The 21,198-nt window shown below is 67.7% G+C and carries 21 protein-coding genes and 1 tRNA gene; 7 read left to right on the top strand and 15 right to left on the bottom strand.

What is annotated here, in order from left to right; all coding sequences use genetic code 11:
* Nucleotides 1–44: 44 nt before the first annotated feature.
* From BM133_RS25730 to BM133_RS25720, 3 genes are read left to right on the top strand one after another with little or no spacing between them, the layout of a single operon-like run.
* Nucleotides 45–830, top strand: a complete 786-nt coding sequence (locus BM133_RS25730) for a citryl-CoA lyase (protein ID WP_093440201.1) — start codon at nucleotides 45–47, stop codon at nucleotides 828–830.
* Nucleotides 831–854: 24 nt separating this feature from the next.
* Entirely contained in the window at nucleotides 855–2,018 is a 1,164-nt protein-coding gene (locus tag BM133_RS25725) for an acyl-CoA dehydrogenase family protein (protein ID WP_093440198.1), read from the top strand.
* A 13-nt stretch (nucleotides 2,019–2,031) separates the two neighbouring features.
* Nucleotides 2,032–3,393: an MmgE/PrpD family protein gene (locus BM133_RS25720; protein ID WP_093440196.1), complete on the top strand. Its 1,362-nt coding sequence runs from the start codon at nucleotides 2,032–2,034 to the stop codon at nucleotides 3,391–3,393.
* 5 nt (nucleotides 3,394–3,398) lie between these two features.
* Here BM133_RS25720 and BM133_RS25715 read toward each other — a convergent pair whose 3' ends face one another.
* The 10 genes from BM133_RS25715 to yaaA form a co-directional block, all read right to left on the bottom strand.
* Nucleotides 3,399–4,100, bottom strand: coding sequence for an arylmalonate decarboxylase (locus BM133_RS25715; RefSeq protein WP_093440193.1), 702 nt, complete (start codon nucleotides 4,098–4,100; stop codon nucleotides 3,399–3,401).
* A 1-nt stretch (nucleotide 4,101) separates the two neighbouring features.
* Complete coding sequence (locus BM133_RS25710; RefSeq protein WP_093440191.1) at nucleotides 4,102–5,106, bottom strand: Bug family tripartite tricarboxylate transporter substrate binding protein; 1,005 nt, start codon at nucleotides 5,104–5,106, stop codon at nucleotides 4,102–4,104.
* Nucleotides 5,107–5,193: 87 nt separating this feature from the next.
* Nucleotides 5,194–6,348, bottom strand: coding sequence for a mandelate racemase/muconate lactonizing enzyme family protein (locus BM133_RS25705; RefSeq protein WP_093440188.1), 1,155 nt, complete (start codon nucleotides 6,346–6,348; stop codon nucleotides 5,194–5,196).
* A gap of 107 nt (nucleotides 6,349–6,455) precedes the next feature.
* Entirely contained in the window at nucleotides 6,456–7,343 is an 888-nt protein-coding gene (locus BM133_RS25700) for a LysR family transcriptional regulator (protein ID WP_093440185.1), read from the bottom strand.
* A gap of 14 nt (nucleotides 7,344–7,357) precedes the next feature.
* Nucleotides 7,358–8,248, bottom strand: coding sequence for a LysR family transcriptional regulator (locus tag BM133_RS25695; RefSeq protein ID WP_093440183.1), 891 nt, complete (start codon nucleotides 8,246–8,248; stop codon nucleotides 7,358–7,360).
* A gap of 195 nt (nucleotides 8,249–8,443) precedes the next feature.
* Nucleotides 8,444–9,349, bottom strand: a complete 906-nt coding sequence (locus BM133_RS25685; RefSeq protein ID WP_093440178.1) for an SDR family NAD(P)-dependent oxidoreductase — start codon at nucleotides 9,347–9,349, stop codon at nucleotides 8,444–8,446.
* Nucleotides 9,350–9,461: 112 nt separating this feature from the next.
* Nucleotides 9,462–10,337: an NADPH-dependent 7-cyano-7-deazaguanine reductase QueF gene (gene queF, locus BM133_RS25680; protein WP_093440176.1), complete on the bottom strand. Its 876-nt coding sequence runs from the start codon at nucleotides 10,335–10,337 to the stop codon at nucleotides 9,462–9,464.
* On the bottom strand, nucleotides 10,334–11,236 hold the full coding sequence (locus tag BM133_RS25675) for an alpha/beta fold hydrolase (RefSeq protein ID WP_093440174.1): 903 nt from the start codon (nucleotides 11,234–11,236) through the stop codon (nucleotides 10,334–10,336). The genes queF and BM133_RS25675 overlap by 4 nt, the downstream gene beginning before the upstream one ends.
* A 10-nt stretch (nucleotides 11,237–11,246) precedes the next feature.
* Nucleotides 11,247–12,089, bottom strand: a complete 843-nt coding sequence (locus tag BM133_RS25670; protein WP_093440172.1) for a 2OG-Fe(II) oxygenase — start codon at nucleotides 12,087–12,089, stop codon at nucleotides 11,247–11,249.
* Complete coding sequence (gene yaaA / locus BM133_RS25665; protein WP_093440170.1) at nucleotides 12,089–12,871, bottom strand: peroxide stress protein YaaA; 783 nt, start codon at nucleotides 12,869–12,871, stop codon at nucleotides 12,089–12,091. Before yaaA ends, BM133_RS25670 begins: the two co-directional genes overlap by 1 nt.
* A 199-nt stretch (nucleotides 12,872–13,070) precedes the next feature.
* Between yaaA and BM133_RS25660 the strand changes: the two genes are divergently transcribed.
* Nucleotides 13,071–15,950: a valine--tRNA ligase gene (locus tag BM133_RS25660; RefSeq protein WP_093440167.1), complete on the top strand. Its 2,880-nt coding sequence runs from the start codon at nucleotides 13,071–13,073 to the stop codon at nucleotides 15,948–15,950.
* Nucleotides 15,951–16,050: 100 nt separating this feature from the next.
* A complete protein-coding gene (gene galU / locus BM133_RS25655; RefSeq protein WP_093440164.1) occupies nucleotides 16,051–16,941 on the top strand; it encodes a UTP--glucose-1-phosphate uridylyltransferase GalU in 891 nt (296 codons plus the stop codon).
* A 62-nt stretch (nucleotides 16,942–17,003) separates the two neighbouring features.
* Here the strand turns inward: galU and BM133_RS25650 are convergent, their stop codons facing one another.
* The 3 genes from BM133_RS25650 to cysM all read right to left on the bottom strand — a co-directional run bounded on the left by BM133_RS25650 (nucleotide 17,004) and on the right by cysM (nucleotide 18,771).
* Nucleotides 17,004–17,231, bottom strand: coding sequence for a sulfurtransferase TusA family protein (locus BM133_RS25650; RefSeq protein WP_013539858.1), 228 nt, complete (start codon nucleotides 17,229–17,231; stop codon nucleotides 17,004–17,006).
* Nucleotides 17,221–17,799, bottom strand: a complete 579-nt coding sequence (locus BM133_RS25645; protein ID WP_042578411.1) for an NUDIX domain-containing protein — start codon at nucleotides 17,797–17,799, stop codon at nucleotides 17,221–17,223. The genes BM133_RS25650 and BM133_RS25645 overlap by 11 nt, the downstream gene beginning before the upstream one ends.
* A gap of 69 nt (nucleotides 17,800–17,868) precedes the next feature.
* Nucleotides 17,869–18,771, bottom strand: a complete 903-nt coding sequence (gene cysM / locus BM133_RS25640) for a cysteine synthase CysM (RefSeq protein ID WP_093440162.1) — start codon at nucleotides 18,769–18,771, stop codon at nucleotides 17,869–17,871.
* Between the two features lie 42 nt (nucleotides 18,772–18,813).
* Between cysM and BM133_RS25635 the strand changes: the two genes are divergently transcribed.
* A tRNA-Leu gene (locus tag BM133_RS25635) sits at nucleotides 18,814–18,898 on the top strand.
* 67 nt (nucleotides 18,899–18,965) lie between these two features.
* The gene (locus tag BM133_RS25630) at nucleotides 18,966–19,613 is read left to right on the top strand and encodes an SGNH/GDSL hydrolase family protein (RefSeq protein ID WP_093440159.1); all 648 of its coding nucleotides are present in this window, start codon (nucleotides 18,966–18,968) and stop codon (nucleotides 19,611–19,613) included.
* Here the strand turns inward: BM133_RS25630 and BM133_RS25625 are convergent.
* Nucleotides 19,610–20,227: a DUF7002 family protein gene (locus BM133_RS25625; protein ID WP_093440156.1), complete on the bottom strand. Its 618-nt coding sequence runs from the start codon at nucleotides 20,225–20,227 to the stop codon at nucleotides 19,610–19,612. The two genes, BM133_RS25630 and BM133_RS25625, sit on opposite strands and share 4 nt — an antisense overlap.
* Before the next feature lie 7 nt (nucleotides 20,228–20,234).
* Entirely contained in the window at nucleotides 20,235–21,167 is a 933-nt protein-coding gene (locus tag BM133_RS25620) for an SDR family oxidoreductase (protein WP_093440152.1), read from the bottom strand.
* Nucleotides 21,168–21,198 lie beyond the last annotated feature (31 nt).

Here is a 21,198-nt window from a genome sequence, read left to right as displayed (position 1 = left end):
CAATCACGGAGCCGCCTCGCGCGGGACGGGGCTAGATTCGGCGCATGACCACCAAGATCAAGAAATCCCTGCACACCGAACTGGGCCACAGCACCCCCGACAGGATCACCGTGCGCGGGCGCGACCTGCCCTCGGAAATCCTCGGCCACCTGAACCTGGGCGACATGGCCTTCCTGGAGCTCACGGGCCGCATCCCGACGCCGCAGGAGTCCGTCACCTTCAATGCCATCGTCGTCACGCTGGTCGAGCATGGCGTGACGCCGAGCGCGCTGGCCGCGCGCCTCACCTATGCGGGCGCCCCCGAAGCGCTGCAGGCGGCCGTAGCCGCGGGCCTCTGCGGCCTGGGCAGCGTGTTCGTCGGCAGCACCGAAGGCGCCGCGAAGATGCTGTACGAGGCCATCCCCTTCGGCGAGAAGCCGACCCGCCCGCTGGCCGACATGGCCAGGGACATCGTCGCCGACCACCGCGCCCGCAAGCAGATCGTGCCGGGCCTGGGCCATCCGCTGCACAAGCCCATCGACCCGCGCACGCCACGCCTGTTCCAGATCGCGGCGGAGAACGGCCTGTCCACCCACTACGTCGCGCTGATGCAGGCGGTGCAGGGCGAAGCCGAACGCGTCTCGGGCAAGTCGCTGCCGATCAACGCCACCGGCGCCATCGGCGCGATCGCCGCCGAGTTCGGTTTTCCCTGGAAGATCATCCGCGGCATCGGCGTGATGGCGCGCGCCATCGGCCTGGTGGGCCACATCCTGGAGGAAATCGACGACCCGATGGCCATCGAGATCTGGCAGCGCGTGGAGAAGGAAGCCGGCGGCCCCCGCCAGGATTGAAAAAGAAAAAAGAAACAACGACCGATGAACAACGCCAACGACAAGCGCTTCCCCGACATCCGCGACGCCGTGCGCGACCTGTGCGCGCAGTTCCCCAACGAATACTTCCGCAAGATCGACGAGGCCCGCGGCTACCCCGCCGAGTTCGTCGATGCGCTCACCCAGGCCGGCTGGATGGCCGCGCTGATTCCGCAGGAATACGGCGGCTCGGGCCTCGGCCTCACCGAGGCCTCGGTGATCATGGAAGAAATCAACCGCTGCGGCGGCAACTCCGGCGCCTGCCACGGCCAGATGTACAACATGGGCACGCTGCTGCGCCATGGCAGCGAGGCGCAGAAGCGCGAGTACCTGCCGCGCATCGCCACCGGCGAGCTGCGCCTGCAATCGATGGGCGTGACCGAACCCAGCACTGGAACCGACACCACCAAGATCAAGACCACTGCGGTGAAGAAGGGCGACCGCTACGTCATCAACGGACAGAAGGTGTGGATCTCGCGCATCCAGCACTCGGACCTGATGATCCTGCTCGCGCGCACCACGCCGCTTGCGGACGTGAAGAAGAAATCCGAGGGAATGTCGATCTTCATCGTCGACCTGCGCGAAGCCATCGGCAAGGGCATGACGGTGCGGCCGATTCTCAACATGGTCAACCACGAGACCAACGAACTGTTCTTCGAGAACCTCGAGATTCCTGCCGAGAACCTGATCGGCGTGGAAGGCCAGGGCTTCAAGTACATCCTGGACGGCCTCAACGCCGAGCGCACGCTGATCGCGGCCGAGTGCATCGGCGATGGCTACTGGTTCATCGACAAGGTGACGGCATACACGAAGGAGCGCGTCGTGTTCGGCCGGCCCATCGGCCAGAACCAGGGCGTGCAGTTTCCGATTGCCGAGGCGTTCATCGAGATCGAGGCGGCGAACCTCATGCGTTACGAAGCCTGCCGCCTGTTCGATGCGCACGAGCCCTGCGGCGCGCAGGCCAACATGGCGAAGTACCTCGCGGCCAAGGCGAGCTGGGAAGCGGCCAATGCGTGTCTGCAATTCCACGGCGGCTTCGGCTTCGCGTGCGAATACGACATCGAACGCAAGTTCCGCGAGACGCGGCTCTACCAGGTGGCGCCGATCTCGACCAATCTCATCCTGAGCTACGTCGCCGAACACATGCTCGGCCTCCCGCGCTCGTTCTGAAGGGACCGCACCCATGACCGATTCGAACCACCCCAGCAAGGCGCTCGCCACCTTCGCCGCCGAACTGAAGTTCGCGGACATTCCCGCCCCCGTGTTGCGCCGCACCGAAGACCTGATGCTCGACTGGCTCGGTTCGGTGCTCGCGGCCCGCACCGCGCGGCCGATACGCAGCATCGAGCGCTTCGCGCAGATGATGGGACCCGCCGATGGGCCGAGCGAAATACTGACCTCGCGCCGCACCAGCTCGCCGGTGTTCGCCGCGCTCGTGAACGCAGCGGCTTCGCACTTCGTGGAGCAGGACGATGTGCACAACGGCTCGGTGTTCCACCCTGCGGCCGTGGTCATCGCGCCCGCACTCGCGGTGGCGCAGAGCATCGGCGCGAGCGGTGCGAAACTGCTGACCGCCGTGGTCGCGGGCTACGAAGTCGGCATCCGCGTCGGCGAGTTCCTCGGGCGCTCGCACTACAAGACTTTCCACACCACTGCGACTGCAGGCACGATCGCCGCCGCTGCGGCCGTGGGCCGTTTGCTCGACCTCACACCGCAGCAGATGCTGCACGCCTTCGGATCGGCGGGTACGCAATCGGCTGGTGTGTGGGAGTTCCTTCGCGATGCGGCCGACTCCAAGCAACTGCATTGCGCACATGCCGCGGCCAGCGGGCTCATGTCGGCCTACCTTGCACAGGATGGCTTCACTGGCGCAGCGAAGATCCTCGAAGGCGCGCAAGGCCTGGGCGTCGGCATGTCGAGCGACGCCGACCCGGCAAGGCTCACGGACGGCCTCGGCACGCGCTGGACGCTCGCCGAAACCTCGTTCAAGTACCACGCCTCCTGCCGCCACACGCACCCCGCCGCCGACGCGCTGCTGCAGGTCATGACGCAGAACCAGCTCAAGCACGGCGACGTGGCGCACGTCACCGCCCATGTGCATCAAGGCGCCATCGACGTGCTGGGCCGCGTGACCGTGCCCGCGACGGTGCACCAGGGCAAGTTCTCGATGGGCACGGTGCTCGGCCTGATCGCGGTGCACGGCCGCGCGGGCCTCGGCGAATTCGACCGCGACTTTCTCGCGCCTGAAGTCGCGGGCTTTCGCGACAAGGTGGCGATGCAGCTGGACACCGAAGTCGATGCCGCCTACCCCGCCCGCTGGATCGGCAAGGTCAGCGTCGAGACCGCCGACGGCCGCACGCTGCAAGGCCGCGTGGACGAGCCCAAGGGCGACCCGGGCAACAGCCTGAGCCGCGCGGAAATCGAAGACAAGATGCAGCGCCTCGCGCATTACGGCGAAGGCGCGACGGCCGACGAGGCCCAGGCGATGTGCCAGCGCATCTGGCAGCTGGCCGATGCGCCGAAGGTCGAGCGTCTGCTCGGCTGAGCGGATCAGGCGAACAGGCGCCCGTGGCCGGGCGAGCGTGCATCGAGCCCGGCCTTGCGCACCAGGTCCCAGAAGCCCGCGGGCGAGCTGGAGACCACGGGCACCTTCAGCAGCGCCTCGACCTCGCGCACCGCATCGAGCGTGACCAGCCCGCCGCAGGAAATGAGGATGCCGTCCGCGCCCGGCTGCGCCTCGAACACCTTCCGGCTCAGGTCCACCAGCACCTGCGTCGGCACCGTGCCGACTTCCTGCACATCGGAGATCGACAGGCCTTCGAGGGCCAGCGGCTCGAAGTCGTTCTGCTCGAGGTAGCGCCGCAAGTGCACATTGACCTCGTCGATGTATGCCGTCGCCACCGCCACGCGACGCACGTTCAGGCTGCGAAGCCCGGTGACGATGGCATTGCTCATGGTGGTGCAGGCAAGCCCCGTGGCGCGCGCCATCTCCACTTCCAGCTGCCGGTTGAATGCGGCGCCGCGAAAGAAGCTGAGCGACGTGCCCATGAGCGACACGGCGCTCACGCCATCGGCCTTCAGTTCGAGTGCCTTTCCGATCACTGAATCGATGACCTCGGTGTAGCCGCGCGTGGAGATTTCGCCGAGGCCCAGGCCCCGCGCGCTGAAGCGGATGCGGTCGCCGTACAGCAGCGGGCCGTCCACCGGCACTGCGCCGGCGGCGGGGGGGACGATCAGGCCGAGATGTTCCACCTCAGCCTCCTTCCGCCACGATCCGCTGCTCGGTGATGATGCGTTTCCATCGCACCGTTTCATCGGCCATGTCCTTGCCCAACTGGGCAGGCGTCGAATAGGCCCGCAGCGTACCCTGCGCAGCCGCCGCAGCGCCGGCTTCTGGTGTATCGAGCACCGTCTTCACCGCCGCGGAAAGCTTCTCGACGATCTCGTTCGGCGTTCCAGCCGGCGCGAGCACGAAGATGCGCGGCGCCACGTCGAAGCCCGGCAGCGCATCGGCCAGCGGCGCGACGTTCTCCGCACCTTCGAGCTTCGCGTTGTTCATCAACGCCACCGCGCGCAGCTTGCCCGCCCTGGCCTGCGCCATCGCAGCCGTCGCGCTGACCACGCCGATGGGCACCTGCCCGCCGATCACGTCGGGCACGATCTGCGCCGCGCCCCGGTACGGCACATGCACCACGAAGCTCCCCGTGGACTGCTTGAGCATCTCGAAGCCCAGGTGCTGCACCGTGCCCACGCCCGAGGTGGCGAAGGAAAAACGGCCCGGGTTCGCCTTGAGCTGCGCGACCAGTTCGGCCGGCGTCTTCGCGGGAAAGTCGTTGCCGGTGACGATCATCAGCGGCGAGATGAACGCGCCCGCTACCGGCTTGAAGCTGGTCAGCGGATCGATCGCGATCTTCGGCTGCAGCAGCTTGGCGATCAGCAAGGCGCTGTCGCCCATCATCAGCGTGTAGCCGTCGGGCGCGGCCTTGGCGACGAGGTCGGCTGCGATGAGGCCGGTGGCGCCCGTGCGGTTCTCCACCAGCACCTGCTGGCCCAGCACCGTGGACAGGCGCGTGCCCAGCAACCGCGCGACGGCATCGACGCCGCCGCCGGCCGAATAGCCCACGATGAGGCGGATGGGTTTGTCGGGGTACTTCTGGGCCCAGGCCGCGGGCGCCATGAGCACGCCCGCAAGGCCCAGGGCCATCGCTGCCCGCAGTGCATGCCGGCGTGCCGGGCGAGTCGCTTGGCTGGCTTTCATCTTGTCTCCGTTGTCTTTGGGGGTCGCCGGCCGTCTGTGCGGCCTGGTCGTGATCGGAAGTGTGTGCCTCCCTGCGTGCCGCGCGGCTCAGGCCTTGCCCTTGCCGTGCGAGGTCGGCAGCTTGGCGAGCTCGCGCACGCGCTGCGCATTGGGCGTGAAGCCGAGGCCCGGTGTCTCGGGCAGCGTGAGCCAGCCCTGGTCGGGCACCGGCAGGCCGTCGAAGATCTGCTTCAACATCTGCACCGCCACGTAGTGGTACTCGACCAGCCCGCCGTTCGACACGCCCGCATGCAGGTGCATGTTGTGGAAGGGCCAGGCGCCGCCGTTGTCGATGGGCACGTTGAAGGCCTGCGCCATGCCCGCGATCTTCAGGCACTGCGAGTAGCCGCCCGAGATGGTCACGTTGGGCTGCAGCACGTCGGCCGCCTGGTTCACCAGCAGGTCGCGAAAGCGGAAGGCCAGGCCTTCGTTCTGGCCGCACGCGAGCGGGATGGTGGTGCGCCTGCGCAGCTCTGCCATCTGGCGCACGTCGTTCTGCGTGAGCGGCTCCTCGAAGAAGCTGATGCCGTAGGGCTCGATGCGGCGTGCCAGTTCGGTGGCGTGGAACAGGTCAAGGCCGCAGTTGGCATCGACGTACAGCTTCACCTCGGGGCCGACGGCTTCGCGCACGGCGGCCACGCGGCGCACGTCTTCGGCGATGACTTCGTCGATGGGTCGCGGCTCGTCGCGGCGTGCGAGCGCGTGGCCGCCGACGGTCATCTTCAAACGCTGGAAGCCCTGCGAGACCCAGAGCTTCGCGGCGGCGGCGAGCTGGTCGCGCTCGAAGAAGCCGAAACCGAAGGTGGCGTACACCGGCACCTTCGGGCGAGCGCCGCCCAGCAGGCGCCACAGCGGCTGGCCGAGCGCCTTGGCCTTGAGGTCCCACAGCGCGATGTCGAGCGCGGCGATGGCGTGGCTCGCGTAGCCGGTCTGGCCGCGCGGCGAGAGCAGCCAGTAGAGCTTGTCCCACAGGCGCTCGGTGGCCATCGGGTCTTCGCCGATCAATGCGGGGCCGGCCACCTCGCGCACGGCGGCGGCGATGATTTCTTCCTCGGTGATGGCGGTCATGCCGTGGCCGACGAGGCCGGTGTCGGTTTCGATCTCGGTCAGGCACAGCGAGAGCGAGGTCTGCTTGTTCAGGCCCAGCACGTCGATGGCGACGGGAATGTTCAGCGGCGTGGCGCTGACGCGAACGATCTTCAAGCTTGTCTCCTTGGGTGTGCCCGCATCTTTGCGCGCAGGCCGCCGGAGAACAATTCGTTTTTGACGGGTTCGAGCCTTCGCGCGCCGCGAAGGCTCCCCGGGCGCCGTCAGTCGGGCCGGCCGAGGTGTTCCAGCACCGAGCGCGCCGCCACGGTGAGCTCCTGCTGCCTGCGCACGCACAAGAGGTGGCGGCGCATGGCCCACGGCGCATCGAGCTTCAGGCAGCGCAGCTTCAGTATCTGCAGCTGCGACAGCACCGCGGCATAGGGCAGCACGCCGATGCCCACGCCCTGCTCCACCATGCGGCAGACCATGTCGAAGCTGCCCACCTGCATGCGCACCTTGAGCGGCACCTGCGCCTCCAGCGCGGCGCTCAGCAGCACGCGGTGCAGCGCCGTGCCTTCGCGCACCACGATATGGTCGTGGCGCAGCACCTCGTCCACGCCGATGCGCTTGCGGCGGCCGAGCGGATGGTCGCGCGCGACGATCACCGCCAGCTCGTCGGACCGGTAGGGCAGGCATTCGAGGTTCTCTGCCGGCGTGTTGCCCTCGATCACGCCGATGTCGGCCAGGCCCGCCTGCACCGCCTTCACCACCTCGGTGCTGGCGCGCTCCTGCAGGTCGATCTTGAGCACCGGATGCAGCCGGAGGAACGAGCCGATCTGCGCGGGCAGGAACTGCGCGATGGCCGATGCATTGGCCGTGATGCTGACCACGCCCGCCACGCCGTTCTGGAAATCGTCGAGCTCGGCGCCCAGACGGTCCATGGCCGAGAGCACGGCGCGCGCATGCAGCAGGAGGCCGTGGCCCGCCGAGGTGAGCGTGACGCCGCGCGCATGGCGCACCAGGAGCGGCAGCCGCGCGCGGGCTTCGAGATCGGAGATGCGCTTGCTGGCCGCCGCGAGCGCGATGTGGCAGCGCTTGGCGCCCTCGCTGATGCTGCCGTGGTCGGCGATGGCCACGAAGAGGCGCAGCGATTTCGGGTCGGCCGACATGCGCAGGTGCGCGCTCAGGGCGCGACCAGGTGGTCGAAAAGTTCGCGCGCCGACGCAGGCAGTTGCTCGCGGTTGCGCGCGATGAGCTTGAGCTCGCGTTCCGCCCACGCATCGCTGAGCGACACGGTCGCAATCTGCATCGCCATCGACAGCCGCTGTGCCGAGGAGGCCGGCAGCACGCCGACGCCCACGCCCGCCTCGATCATCAAGCAGATCGCCTCGAAGCTGCTGACCTGGATGCGCGGATTGAAGCCCCGGCCCGCGAGCTCCGCGCGGCGCTGGAGAAAGCGATGGATGGCGCTCCCGTGGTGCAGGCCCACGTGCTGCTCGTCGAGCGTGTCGGCAAAGGCCACGGAAGGCGCGCCGGCCAGGTGATGCGTCTTGGGCACCACCAGCACGAGCTGGTTGCTGCCGAAGGCGCGTGCGTCGAAATCGCCCGTGTGCACGTCGCCCGCGAGGATGCCGATGTCGGCCTCGCCATCGGCCACCGCGCGCACGATTTCCTCGCTCAGGTATTCGCGCAGGTCCACCTGCACGGCCGGGTGCTGCGTGAGAAACCCGGCGAGCTTCTGCGGCAGGTACTCGGTGATCGAGGTGGTATTGGCGAACACGCGCACATGGCCCTTGATGCCCTTGCCGAAGTCCTGCATGTCGCAGCGCAGGTGCTCCATCTGCTGCATCACGCGCTTGGCGTGATAGAGCACCGCCTGCCCCGCGGCCGTGAGCGTCACGCCCTGCGCGCTGCGGTGCAGCAGCTTGCCGCCCACCGCCTCTTCCATCTGCTTGATGCGGGTGGAGGCGGCGGCCAGCGAGATGCAGGCCTTCTCGGCGCCGCGCGTGAGGCTGCGCGCATCCGCCACGTAGACGAACAGTTTCAGGTCGAACAGGTCGAAATGCAGATTCACCGGGCGGGCACGAAGGAAGCGCAAGGAACCTGCATTGTCCGGCGAATGGCGCCGTGCGCCTTCCACGGCGCATGAAACCGCCAAGGCCAATTCGCGGGACACCGCGGAACCGGCTTCGCCGGGCCGCCGGTGTCGCCCCCGGCGAGGGGGTTGGAGAAGCGACACGAAGTGCGCGAAGCCTGGGGGAGTTCCATTTCAAACCGGGTCCCAGCTGAACACGTCCGCCGAGCGGTCCAGCGGGTAGAAGCTCGCGCGCATCGCGGGCATGGCGTGCTCGGCGATGCTCTGCGGCGTCCAGCCTTCGGAGCGGTGCACCGAGCGCACCGGCCGCGGCTGGCTGATGAGCGAGATCTCGTTGTTGCGCACCGAGAAGATCTGCCCGTTCACGGCGCTGGCCGCATCGCTCGCCAGGTACACCGCGAGCGGCGCGACCTTGGCAGGCGTCATCTGCTTGATCTTGTCGACGCGGGCGCGCTGCTCGTCGGTGTCGGTGGGAATGGCGCCGATCATGCGGCTCCACGCGAAGGGCGCGATGCAGTTGGAGCGCACGTTGAACTTCAGCATGTCGAGCGCGATGGATTTGGAGAGCGCCACGATGCCCAGCTTGGCGGCCGCGTAGTTGGCCTGCCCGAAGTTGCCGATGAGGCCCGAAGTCGAGGTCATGTGCACCATCGCGCCCGCGTTCTGTTCCTTGAAGTGCGTGGCGGCCGCGCGGCTCACGTAGTAGGCGCCGTAGAGGTGCACCTTGAGCACCGCATCCCATTCGTCCACCGACATCTTGTGAAAGAACCGGTCACGCAGGATGCCGGCGTTGTTGACCACCGCGTCGATGCGGCCGAAGCTCTCGACGGCGCATTCGACGATGCGCGCGGCGCTCGCGGCATCGGCCACGCTGTCGGTATTGGGCACGGCCTCGCCGCCCGCGGCGCGGATCTCGTCCACCACCTGCTGCGCCGGGCCGGCGCTGCCGCCCGCGCCGTCGAGCGCAGCGCCGATGTCGTTGACCACCACTCTTGCGCCGTTCTTCGCCATGGCCAGCGCGATGTCGCGCCCGATGCCGCCGCCCGCGCCTGTGACGACGACCACTTTTCCTTCAACCATTTTTGTCTCCGCTCCGGATGTTCGTTCGACCGCGGGTTCGCGGGGTCGATCCAGAATGCCACAGGGGGCGGGGAGCGGGTTTCGGATTGATGAAGAGGGGCTTCGGTGGTGCCTACTGCCGCGCCGTGCGAATGTTCGCCGGCAGCGCCTGCGGCCAGCTCGTGCGAAACGGATTGATGTCGAGCCCGCCGCGCCGCGTGTAGCGCGCATACACCGCGAGCTTGGTGGGTTTGCAGCGGCTCCAGATGTCCGTGAACATCCGCTCGGCGCACGGCTCGTGGAACTCGTTGTGGTTGCGAAAGCTCACGATGTACGCGAGCAGCCCGGCCTGGTCGATCGGCGGGCCGCTGTAGCGGATCTGCACGCTGCCCCAGTCGGGCTGGCCGGTGACGAGGCAATTGCTTTTCAGCAATCGGCTGGTGAGGGTCTCGTTCACATGCACCTGCGTGGTGTCGCTCGTGAGCAACTCGGGCGCGGGCTGGTAGTGGGTGCACTCGATGTCGAGGCGGTCCAGGTCGAGGCCGTCGATCTCGTGCACCGGCTCGCGGTCGAAGAGATCGGGTGTGAGCAGTTTCACGCCGATGCCGGCCGACTGGTCGCTGCCGCGCCACGCGGCTTCGGCCAGGTCGGTGCGCAGGTGCTCGCGCACGGCCTCGATGCTCGCGAAGGTGCTGTTGTTGAAGCTGTTCAGGTACAGCTTGAACGACTTGCTCTCGATGATGTTGGGCGTTTCGCAGGGAATGGTGAAGTGCGCGATGGCCAGTTGCGGCTTGCCGCGCGGATTGAGCCAGCTCACTTCGAAGGCGGTCCAGAGGTCGGCGCCGAAGAAGGGCAGCGCATCGCTCTTGATGCCCATGGCCTCGCGCTGCGTGGCGCGGGCGATGGGAAAGAGCAGCGAAGGGTCGTATTTGTCCGCGTAGGCCGAGGCGCGGCCGAGCTGCGATTGCTCGGGGGTGTTGGGATTGTCCGGGTGGTTATCGAGGCTCATGGCGTCTTTTCCTTGGCGTCCGCGGCATGGGCGAACGGCGCGATGTGGTTGGCGAGGATCGTGCAGACCTCGGGCGGGAGGTCATGGCCCATGCCGGGAACTGAAATGAAGGTCGAGCCGGGGATGCGCGCAGCCGAGTCCTTGCCGCAGGCGATGGGCACGAGCGCATCGGCTTCGCCGTGCAGCACCAGCGTCGGGCGCTGGATGCGCGCGAGCACCTGGGGGCGCTCGTCGTCGGCGCCGATGGCGAGCATCTGCCGCATCAGCCCGGCCGGGTGGTAGGCGCGGCGCATGCTGAAGGTGAGGCGCTCGGCCAGTTCTGCGTCGGTCTGCGGATAGGCCGGGCTCTGGATGAGCCGGAGCAACCGGATGCTGTGCGCCACGAGTTCGGCCTCGCCCTTGCCCAGGGGACGGCGCATGAGCATCGCGCCCACCTCGCGGCGCGGGCCGGGCAGGCCGCGCGCACCGCTCGAACTCATGATGCTCACCAGGCTGGCGGTGCGCCCGGGCGCCGTGGCGGCCAGGCGCTGCGCGATCATGCCGCCCATCGAGGCGCCGACGATGTGCGCTTTCTCGATGCCCAGCGCATCGAGCACGCCGATCGAATCGTGCGTCATGTCCTGCAGCGTGTACGCCGAGCGCACCTTCAGGCCGAGCCGGTGGCGGATGGTCTCCCACACGATGTTGCGCACGCCCGCATGGTCGAAGCCCTGGCTCAGGCCGATGTCGCGGTTGTCGTGGCGCACCACGCGAAAGCCCTTGTCGACCAGCTGCTGCACGAAGGCGGTGGGCCATGCGACCAGCTGCATGCCCAGGCCCATGATGAGCAGGATGACGGGGCGCCCTTCGCCCCCAGTGTCGTCGACCTCGATCTGCAGCCCGTTGGCGGTGACTTTCATCGGTTCCCTGTCATTTGAATTCGCGCTCTCGCAGCCACTTGGTGGCAACCCACTTCTCGCCGGCCAGCACCGGCGCACCGCCATGCAGCGTGCGGGTGACGGGGTCGGGCCGGTCGTAGGTGAAGAAGACGCCGGTGCCGCGCACGGGCGCCACTTCGAGCCCCACGTCGGGGAAGGTGGTGGCGCCGCCCTGCTCGGGCTCCTGCAGGTACATCACGAGCGTGGCCACGCGCTGGCCGCCGCGCTTGAGGATGGTGGGCGTGCCCGGCTCGTTCGGATCGAAATAGTCGTAGTGCGGGCGGTACTGCGCGCCAGGTGCGTAGCGCAGGATCTGCAGGCCCTCGCCGAATTCGAGCGGCCAGCGCAGCAGCGTGGCCAGGCGCCGCTCGAGCTGCGCGACGATCTCGTTCTCGCCGCGCTCGAAGAACATGCCGTCGCTGGTGCGGTCGACGTTGAGCACTTCGCCGCCGGTGCGCGTCTCGACGGTGAGCGAGCGCGCGAGCCGCACGCGCGCCGCGGCGATCAGCCCTTCGCATTCCTCGGCCGACAGCAGGTTGCCGAAGACGATGACGCGCGGATGCCGCATCGTCTGCAGCACCTGCACCTGGCGGTCGCCGGCATCCAGGTACAGCGGCGCGCCATCCAGATCGGGGCCGGGCATCTCGGTGCGCGCCGGTGCCGGCACCACCTCGACATTGGGGAACCCGGCCTCCAGCTGGGCCAGCGCCACGTCGGTGGCCGTATCGTGCCAGCCGGCCGCGCGCATCGACGCACGCAGTGCGGGCACCGAATGACCGGCCGCCAGCTGGGCCACCAGCCATTCGCGCAGCTCCGGACTGATCGGTTGGGACATCAGACTTTTCTCCTGAACACCAGCCTTTCGGCTGTCGACGCATCGGCGTCGAAACCATAACCCTCGAGGTCGAATTTTTCCAGCGCCTTGGGCGTGGCCGCCTTGTGCTGCACGGCCCAGCGGGCCAGCAGGCCGCGGGCGCGCTTGGCGAAGAAGCTCACGATCTTGTACTTGTCGCCCTTCCACTCCTGGAACACGCATTCGACCACGCGGGCCTTGAGCACCTTCCGGTCGACCGACTTGAAGTATTCCTGCGAGGCCACGTTGACGACGACCGGCGTGCGGTCGGCCGCCAGGCGCTCGTTCAGGTGCCCGGCGATGCGGGAGCCCCAGAAGGCGTACAGGTCCTTGCCGTGGCGGTTGGCCAGCTGGGTGCCCATTTCGAGGCGGTAGGGCTGCAGGCGGTCGAGCGGGCGCAGGAGGCCGTAGAGGCCGCTGAGGATGCAGACGTGGTCCTGCGCCCAGGCCAGTTGCGCGGGCGTGAAGCTGCGGGCGTCGAGGCCGCCGTAGACGTCGCCGTCGAAGGCGAAGGCGGCCTGGCGGGCGTTCTTCGCGGTGCTCCTGGCCGACCAGGCCTCGTAGCGCGCCGCGTTGAGGGCGGAGAGCTTGTCCGACAGGTTCATCAGTTCGGAAATCTCGAGGGGCGACTTCTCGCGCAGGATCTTGATCAGCTCGGTCGAGGGACCGCGGGGGGCTTCGAAATGGGGTTGGGTGGCGGGGACTTCAGGAGGAACCGGAGTGTCGTAGTCGAGCGACTTGGCAGGGGAAAGCAGGAAGAGCATCCCGGAATTATGGGATAGGCCCACCCCCAGCCTTCGCGCACTTCGTGTCGCTTCGCCAACCCCCTTGCAGGGGGCAACGCCAGCGGCCCGGCAAAGCCGGTTCCGCGGCGTTCCTGGCACAGAGGTCGGCGCCGGTAAAATCGCTGGCTATCTCCCTCTCTCCCCACGGCTCCCTCGAAGGCGCCGTTCTGCATTCCCCATGAGCGAACCCACCCCCCCTGCCGCCCAACCTGGACTGGAGAGCCTCTCCAAATCGTTCGAACCCGCCGCCATCGAGGCGCACTGGGGCCCCGAATGGGAGAAGCGCGGTTACGCCAAGGCGGGCTTCCGCGGCACGCAGCAGCCCAAGGAGGGCGCCGAGTCGTTCGCGATCCAGCTGCCGCCCCCGAACGTGACGGGCACGCTGCACATGGGCCATGCGTTCAACCACACGATCATGGACAGCCTCACGCGCTACCACCGCATGAAGGGCGACAACACGCTGTGGCTGCCGGGCACCGACCATGCCGGCATCGCCACGCAGATCGTGGTGGAGCGCCAGCTGCAGGAGCAGAAGGTCAGCCGCCATGACCTGGGCCGCAAGAACTTCGTGGCGCGCGTGTGGGAGTGGAAAGAGAAGTCGGGCAACACCATCACCCAGCAGATGCGCCGCCTGGGCGACACGGTGGACTGGAGCCGCGAGTACTTCACGATGGACGACGACCTCTCGGCGGTCGTGACGCAGACCTTCGTGAAGCTGTACGAAGAAGGCCTCATCTACCGCGGCAAGCGCCTGGGCAACTGGGACCCGGTCCTGAAAACTTCGGTGAGCGACCTCGAAGTGGAGAGCGAAGAGGAAGACGGCTCGCTCTGGCACATCGCCTACCCGCTGGAAGACGGCAGCGGCACGCTGACCGTGGCCACCACCCGGCCCGAGACCATGCTCGGCGACACGGCCGTGATGGTCCATCCGGAGGACGAGCGCTACAAGCACCTGATCGGCCAACGCGTGAAGCTGCCGCTGGTGGACAAGCTGATCCCGATCATCGCGGACGACTATGTCGACAAGGCATTCGGCACCGGCGTGGTCAAGGTCACGCCAGCCCACGACTACAACGACTATGCCGTCGGCCAGCGCCACAAGCTCGAGATGATCGGCGTGCTCGCGCTGGACGCGACCATCAACGACAACGCACCCGAGAAGTACCGCGGCATGGACCGCTTCGTGGCGCGCAAGGCCATCGTGGCCGACCTGGACGCGCTGGGCCTTCTCATCGAGGTGAAGAAGCACAAGCTCATGGTGCCGCGCTGCGCGCGCTCGGGCGCCATCGTGGAGCCGATGCTCACCGACCAGTGGTACGTGGCGATGACGCGCCCCGGCGCCGATGGCCAATCGATCGCGCAGAAGGCCATCGACGTGGTGAAGTCGGGCGAGGTGCGCTTCGTGCCCGAGAGCTGGGTCAACACCTACAACCACTGGATGGAGAACATCCAGGACTGGACGATTTCGCGGCAGCTCTGGTGGGGCCACCAGATCCCTGCGTGGTACGACGAGGAAGGCCATGGGTACGTGGCCGAGAACGAGGCCGACGCACAGGCCAAGGCGCCCGGCAAGACGCTCACGCGCGACGAGGACGTGCTGGACACCTGGTACTCGGCGGCGCTGGTGCCCTTCTCTTCCCTGGGCTGGCCCGAGAAGACGCAGGACCTGGACCTGTACCTGCCCTCGCAGGTGCTCGTGACGGGCTACGACATCATCTTCTTCTGGGTCGCCCGGATGATCATGATGACCAAGCACTTCACCGGCAAGGTGCCGTTCAAGGACGTGTACATCCACGGCGTGGTGCGCGATGCGCAGGGCAAGAAGATGAGCAAGTCCGAAGGCAACGTGCTCGACCCGGTCGACCTGATCGACGGTATCGAGCTGCCCGAGCTGCTCGACAAGCGCACGCAGGGTCTGCGCAAGCCCGAGACGGCGCCCGCGGTGCGCAAGAACACGCAGAAGGAGTTTCCGGAAGGCATTCCTGCCTTCGGCGCCGATGCGCTGCGCTTCACCTTTGCATCGCTGGCCTCGCTCGGCCGCAGCATCAACTTCGATTCGAAGCGCTGCGAGGGCTATCGCAACTTCTGCAACAAGCTGTGGAACGCCACGCGCTTCGTGCTGATGAACTGCGAAGGCCAGGACTGCGGCCTCAAGGAACACACGAAGGAAGAATGCAAGGTCGGCGGCCCGGCCCACGGGTATCTCAAGTTCAGCCGCGCGGACTACTGGATCGTCTCGCAGCTGCAGCGCGTGGAGGCCGAGGTGGCCAAGGGTTTCGAGGAGTACCGGCTGGACAACGTGTCCAGCGCGATCTACCAGTTCGCGTGGGACGAGTTCTGCGACTGGTACCTGGAAATCGCGAAGGTGCAGATCCAGACCGGCGACGAATCGCAAAAGCGCGCCACGCGCCGCACGCTGATCCGCACGCTGGAGACGCTGCTGCGCCTGGCGCATCCGGTGATTCCGTTCATCACGGAAGAGCTGTGGCAGAAGGTGTCGAAGGTAGCGGGCCGCGAAGGCGAGTCGATCATGGTCGCGGCCTATCCGAAGAGCCAGCCGGAGAAGATCGACGAGGCGGCCGAGGCGCATGTCGCACGGCTGAAGGCGCTGGTCGATGCATGCCGCACGCTGCGCGGCGAGATGAACGTGTCGCCCGCCACGCGCCTGCCTCTCTACGCGGTGGCCGACGATGCCGAAGGCGCGGCGTTCCTGCGCGAATCGGCGCCGGTGCTGCAGGCGCTCGCCAAGCTCAAGGAAGTGAAGGTCTTCGACGACGAGGCTTCGTGGTCGGCAGCGGCAGAAGCAGCGCCCGTGGCAGTGGTGGGCGCAGCGCGCCTGTGCCTGCACATGGAGATCGACAAGGCGGCAGAGAAGCTTCGCATCGGCAAGGAGATCGCGCGCATCGAAGGCGAGATCGCCAAGGTCCACGGCAAGCTGAGCAACGAAGCCTTCGTCGCCAAGGCCCCGCCGGCGGTGATCGAGCAAGAACGTAAACGTCTGACTGACTTCAGCGCCATGTTGGAGCGTCTTCGCGACCAACTTGTACGCCTAGGCTGACAGACGCAGGGCATCGAAGGCGTTTAGGATTCCGAATGCGGCTTCTTGCCGCCCCGCATCCGGAATTTCCCTCCCCTTTCAGAAAGACGCTGAACTGCCCATGTCCACTTCCTCGACACGCATCCGCAAGGCCGTATTTCCTGTTGCAGGCTTCGGCACTCGCTTCTTGCCGGCCACCAAGGCACAGCCCAAGGAAATGCTGCCGGTGGTCGACAAGCCGCTGATCCAGTACGCCGTCGAAGAAGCCTATGCCGCAGGCATCCGCGACATGATTTTTGTGACCGGGCGCAACAAGCGTGCGATCGAAGATCACTACGACACCGCCTACGAACTCGAAAGCCAGCTCGAAGCCAGCGGCAAGGACGCGCTGCTGAACATCGCGCGTTCGGTGATGCCCGACGACATGACCTGCTCCTACGTGCGCCAGCCGCGCATGCTGGGCCTCGGCCATGCCGTGCTGTGCGCCGAGCACCTGGTCGGCAACGAGCCCTTCGCCGTGCTGCTGGCCGACGACCTGATGGTCGGCCCCGATGGCGGCCAACCGGTGCTCGCGCAGATGACTGCGGCCTTCGCCCGCCTGGGCGGTTCGCTGCTGGCCGTGCAGGAAGTGCCGCTCGCGCACGTCAAGCGCTACGGCATCGTGGCCGGCGATCAGATCGAAGAAGGCCTCGTGAAGGTCAACCGCATGGTCGAGAAGCCCAAGCCCGAAGATGCGCCCTCGCGCCTGGGCGTGGCGGGCCGCTACATCCTCACGCCGGGTGTGTTCGACGAGATCCGCAACCAGCCCAAGGGCGCGGGCGGCGAGATCCAGTTGACCGACGGCATCGCGGCGCTGATGAAGAAGGAATCGGTCTACGCCTACGCCTACAAGGGCATCCGCTACGACTGCGGCAGCAAGGAAGGCTTCCTGCAGGCCAGCGTGGAGCTGGCGCTCGCGCACCCTGAGGTGGGCGCTGAATTCCGTGAATACCTCAAGAGCCTGAAGCTCTGAGGGATGCCGGGAGGCACTGAATAAAAAAGGGGCCGCACAGGCCCCTTTCCTTTGGGTGCTCGCTAGCGCCGCTTCAGCACGTGAATGAAGTCGGTGCCGACCGTCTGCTGCTCCATGAGCTCGTTGCCGGTCTGGCGCGCGAAGGCCTGGAAGTCGCGCACCGAGCCCGGATCGGTCGACACCACCTTGAGCAGTTGCCCGCTCGCCATGTCGTTGAGCGACTTCTTCGCCTTGAGGATGGGCAACGGGCAGTTCAGTCCGCGCGTGTCGATTTCGCGATCAACTTCCATGCTTGGGCTCCTCGGGCGGCAACTGCAGCCCGCGGCGGCGCTCCTCGTTCTCGGCCGCGGTGAAGAACACCGGTTCGTGGCCCCGCGTGCGCAGCCAGTCGGCCAGCGCGTAGCCTGTGCCCGCGGGCCAGCAGCGAAGGTCCGGCAGGTCGTAGAGGCGATAGTCCACCAGCTCGGGAGAGAGCTTCACCTCGCCATCGGCCACCACGTGGTAGGCGATGATGATCTGGTTCATGCGCTGGAAGTCGTAGGCGCCCACGAGCTTTGTCGCGCTCACGTCCAGGTTGGTTTCTTCCTTCACCTCGCGTGCGATGCCTTCCTCGGGCGTCTCGCCGGCTTCCATGAAGCCGGTGATCAACGCGAACATCTTGCCGGGCCATGCCGCGTTGCGCGCCAGCAGCACCTGGCCGCGGTACTCGACGATGGCCGCGAGCACGGGTGTCGGGTTGTTCCAGTGCGTGTGGCCGCAGTTCGGGCAGCGCAGGCGCTCCTTGGGGCCGCCGTCTTCCATCAACGCGATCCATTCCAGCGGCGTGGCACAGACCTGGCAAAACTTGGGGTGGGGCATGGGGCTGCTCTTTGCTCTTGTTATGGCTTGCAGCGCCCATCGGGCGGACGCTGCAGCGTTTTCTGATGGTTATGCGGGGAAGACGCCGGTGGACAGATACCGATCGCCTCGATCGCACACCACGAACACGATGATGGCGTTCTCGACCTTCTTGGCGACCTCGAGCGCCGCCCACAGCGCACCGGCCGCGGAGATGCCGCCGAAGATGCCCTCTTCGCGCGCGAGGCGCCGGCACATTTCCTCGGCGTCGTCCTGGCTCACGTTGATTTCTTCATCGACCCGGCTCGGGTCGTAGATCTTGGGCAGGTACTCGACGGGCCACTTGCGGATGCCCGGGATGCGGGAGCCTTCGGCCGGCTGCGCGCCGATGATGCGCACCGCGGGATTCTTTTCCTTCAGGAAACGCGAGACGCCGGTGATGGTGCCGGTGGTGCCCATGGCACTCACGAAATGCGTGATCTTGCCCTTGGTGTCGGCCCAGATCTCGGGGCCCGTGGTCTCGTAGTGGATGCGCGGGTTGTCGGGGTTGGCGAACTGGTCGAGCACCCGGCCCTTGCCCTGCGTCACCATCTGCTCGGCCAGGTCGCGGGCGTATTCCATGCCGCCGCTCTTGGGCGTGAGCACCAGCTCGGCGCCGAAGGCCTTCATGGTCTGGGCGCGCTCGACGGAGAGGTCCTCCGGCATGATCAGAACCATGCGGTAGCCCTTGATGGCCGCAGCCATCGCGAGCGCGATGCCGGTGTTGCCCGAGGTGGCTTCGATCAGGGTGTCGCCGGGCTTGATTTCGCCGCGCTCCTCGGCGCGCTTGATCATCGAGAGTGCCGGCCGGTCCTTGACCGATCCCGCGGGATTGTTGCCTTCGAGCTTGCCGAGGATCACGTTGCCGCGCTTGGCATTTTCGGCTGCATCGATGCGTTGCAGGGCGACCAGGGGGGTCTTGCCAATGGCGTCTTCGATCGTCGGATAATTCATGGCAGCCACTGTGCCATAATTTTGGGCTTCGTTCAGAACCCTGCCCGGGTGGTGAAATTGGTAGACGCAGGGGACTCAAAATCCCCCACCGAAAGGTGTGCCGGTTCGATTCCGGCCCCGGGCACCATCGATACCTTGCTCTCGACAAGGGAAAAGGGCTTCCTCGTCATCTTCGGGAGGCACACTGGACGCCCATGCGAAACCGCTCGCGCAGTTCCCTCTCCCCTCTTCTCTGGCTGGCCCTGGCAATCGGCACCGGCCCTGCTATTGCTGCCGCTGCCGCACCCGACTGCACCGTCGCCCTCTGGGGCGATTCGATCCTGCACGGCGGGTTCGGCGCGTCGCTGACGAACCGCATCGAGGAACCGCCGGCCGCCGCGCTCAAGCGCATCCGCCCCGCCTGGAAGATTGCCGACTACAGCACGCCGGGCGACAGCGCCCACAAGCGCCTGCCGACCTTCGTGCTGCAACCGATGCCGGCGCGCGTCGTGGTGCTGCAATACGGCATCAACGATGCCGGCAACGGCTACCGGTACGAGCCGGCCCTGCGCGGGATGGTCGACTACGTCCAGGCCGCCGGCAAGACATCGATCGTCACCGGCCTCTCGCAGGTGAAGGCCGACCGCCTGCCGCTGCGGGACGGCTACGACGCCGCGGCACGGCGCGTGGCCCAGGAAGAAGGCGTGCTGTTTGCCGACTGGGGCGCAGCGCGTTTCGACATTGCCGACATGGTGGACGACATCCATCCCCGGCAACCGTACAGCACGCGCCTGGTGGAGCGGCTCGTGCTGGCGCTCGACCAGGTCGCGCCCGAGTGCGCGCGCCCTGCCGGACAGGGTTAGCCGATCGCCTGGGTCGCGGTGACGAAGCGCATCGCATCCGGCAGCGCGGCACGAAAGACCAGTTCCGCCGGCCGATGGCTGGCCGCGCGCACCGGCTGCTGCGGCAGCGCCTCCGAGGCCCAGCCCCGCGCCCGCCATTGCGCGAGCGGCACCAGCGTGCGCAAACCGCGCTGCGCCGCCTTGCGCAGGGCGCTGCCGGTGTTGAAGGGCGTCACGTGCGCCGCCGCCTCGCAGGCAGTCGCCAGCGCCCTGGCATCGAAGGTCAGCAGCACCTGCGGGCGGTTGCTCAACGCGGCCCGGTGGCGTTCCACGCGGTCGGGGTCGAGCCAGAAGAACACGCAACTGTTGAGCAGCGCATACCAGTCGGCCGGCGTCAGGCCCGGGTCGAGACAACGCGCGAGCGCCTGCGGCGGCATCGGCCGCTGGTCGCGGATGTAGCAGCCGTCGGGCAAGGTCACGCCCTGGGGACGATGGGCGCGCACGGCCGCCTCGGCCTGGGCGCCGAACGCGCCGCGGCGCAGCAGCTCGTCGGCGCTGCACAGCCCCTGCCTCTGCACGGCAGCCCAGTTGGCCCGATCGACGAAGTGAAAGGCTTCCGCGGGCAGGCTGGGCATGGCGTCGTCAGGCCTCGGCGCGCAGGCCGGTGTGCACCGTCGGATGCGCGAGCCGCACGCGCAATTCGCGCTTGAGCCGCGTGTTGTCGAGCCGGCGCGATTCGCCCATGAAGCTGAGCAACTGCAGCGGCAACTGGCGCTCGGCCTCCTCGCGCGCCACGCGCGGCGGGCGCGGCATGCCATAGAGATCGGCCGCAAGATCGACGTAGTCGCCCATGCGCAGCTCGGTGTCGTCCGAGGCGTGGACGATGCGCTGCGGCCGGCCGCGGAACAGCGATGCGATGCAAGCCCGCGCCAGGTCGTCCGCGTGGATGTGGCTGGTGTAGACGTCGTCTTCGCGCCGCAGCACCGGCGTGCCGCGCTGCAGGCGCGCGCGGGGCGTGCCGTTCTCGCGGTCCGGCGCGTAGATGCCCGGAATGCGCAGGATGCTCGCGCGCACGCCGGCGCTGCGGCCGAGCCAGCGCACGGCGCGCTCGGCGTCCACGCGGCGATGGGAGCGCGGCGTGTCGGGCCGCACGGCGCGCGTTTCGCTCACGCGGGCGCCGCCGCAATCGCCATAGACGCCGCTGGTCGAGCCGTAGACGAAGGCCAGAGGCACCGAGCGCAGCCTCAGCGCGCGCGCCAGGGCCGTGGTGCGCGGGTCGCGCCACCAGGCGGCGCCGCCGTCGCGCGCGGGCGGTGCGAGATGCAGCACGCGGGTGGCAATGCCCGCCAGCCGGCGCAGCGTGGCCGGATCGTCCAGGTTGCCCACCAGCGGGCGGATCCCGGCCTCGCGCAGTGCGCCGACCCGCTCGGTCGACGACGTGAGCGCCACCAGCTGCACGCGGCCGCGCAGGTCGCGCGCGACCCGCTGGCCGACGTCGCCGCAACCCACGATCAGGAGGCGCTCGCGCCGGAACCGCGCCGGCAGCGCGCCGGAGGGGCTATTGATTGAAGGCAAAATCCTGTTCCCTTTCCGTTTCAGACCCAGG

The sequence above is a fragment of the Variovorax sp. 770b2 genome (assembly GCF_900115685.1).
GTDB lineage: Bacteria > Pseudomonadota > Gammaproteobacteria > Burkholderiales > Burkholderiaceae_C > Variovorax.
This window is presented reverse-complemented; position numbering and strand designations above follow the sequence as displayed.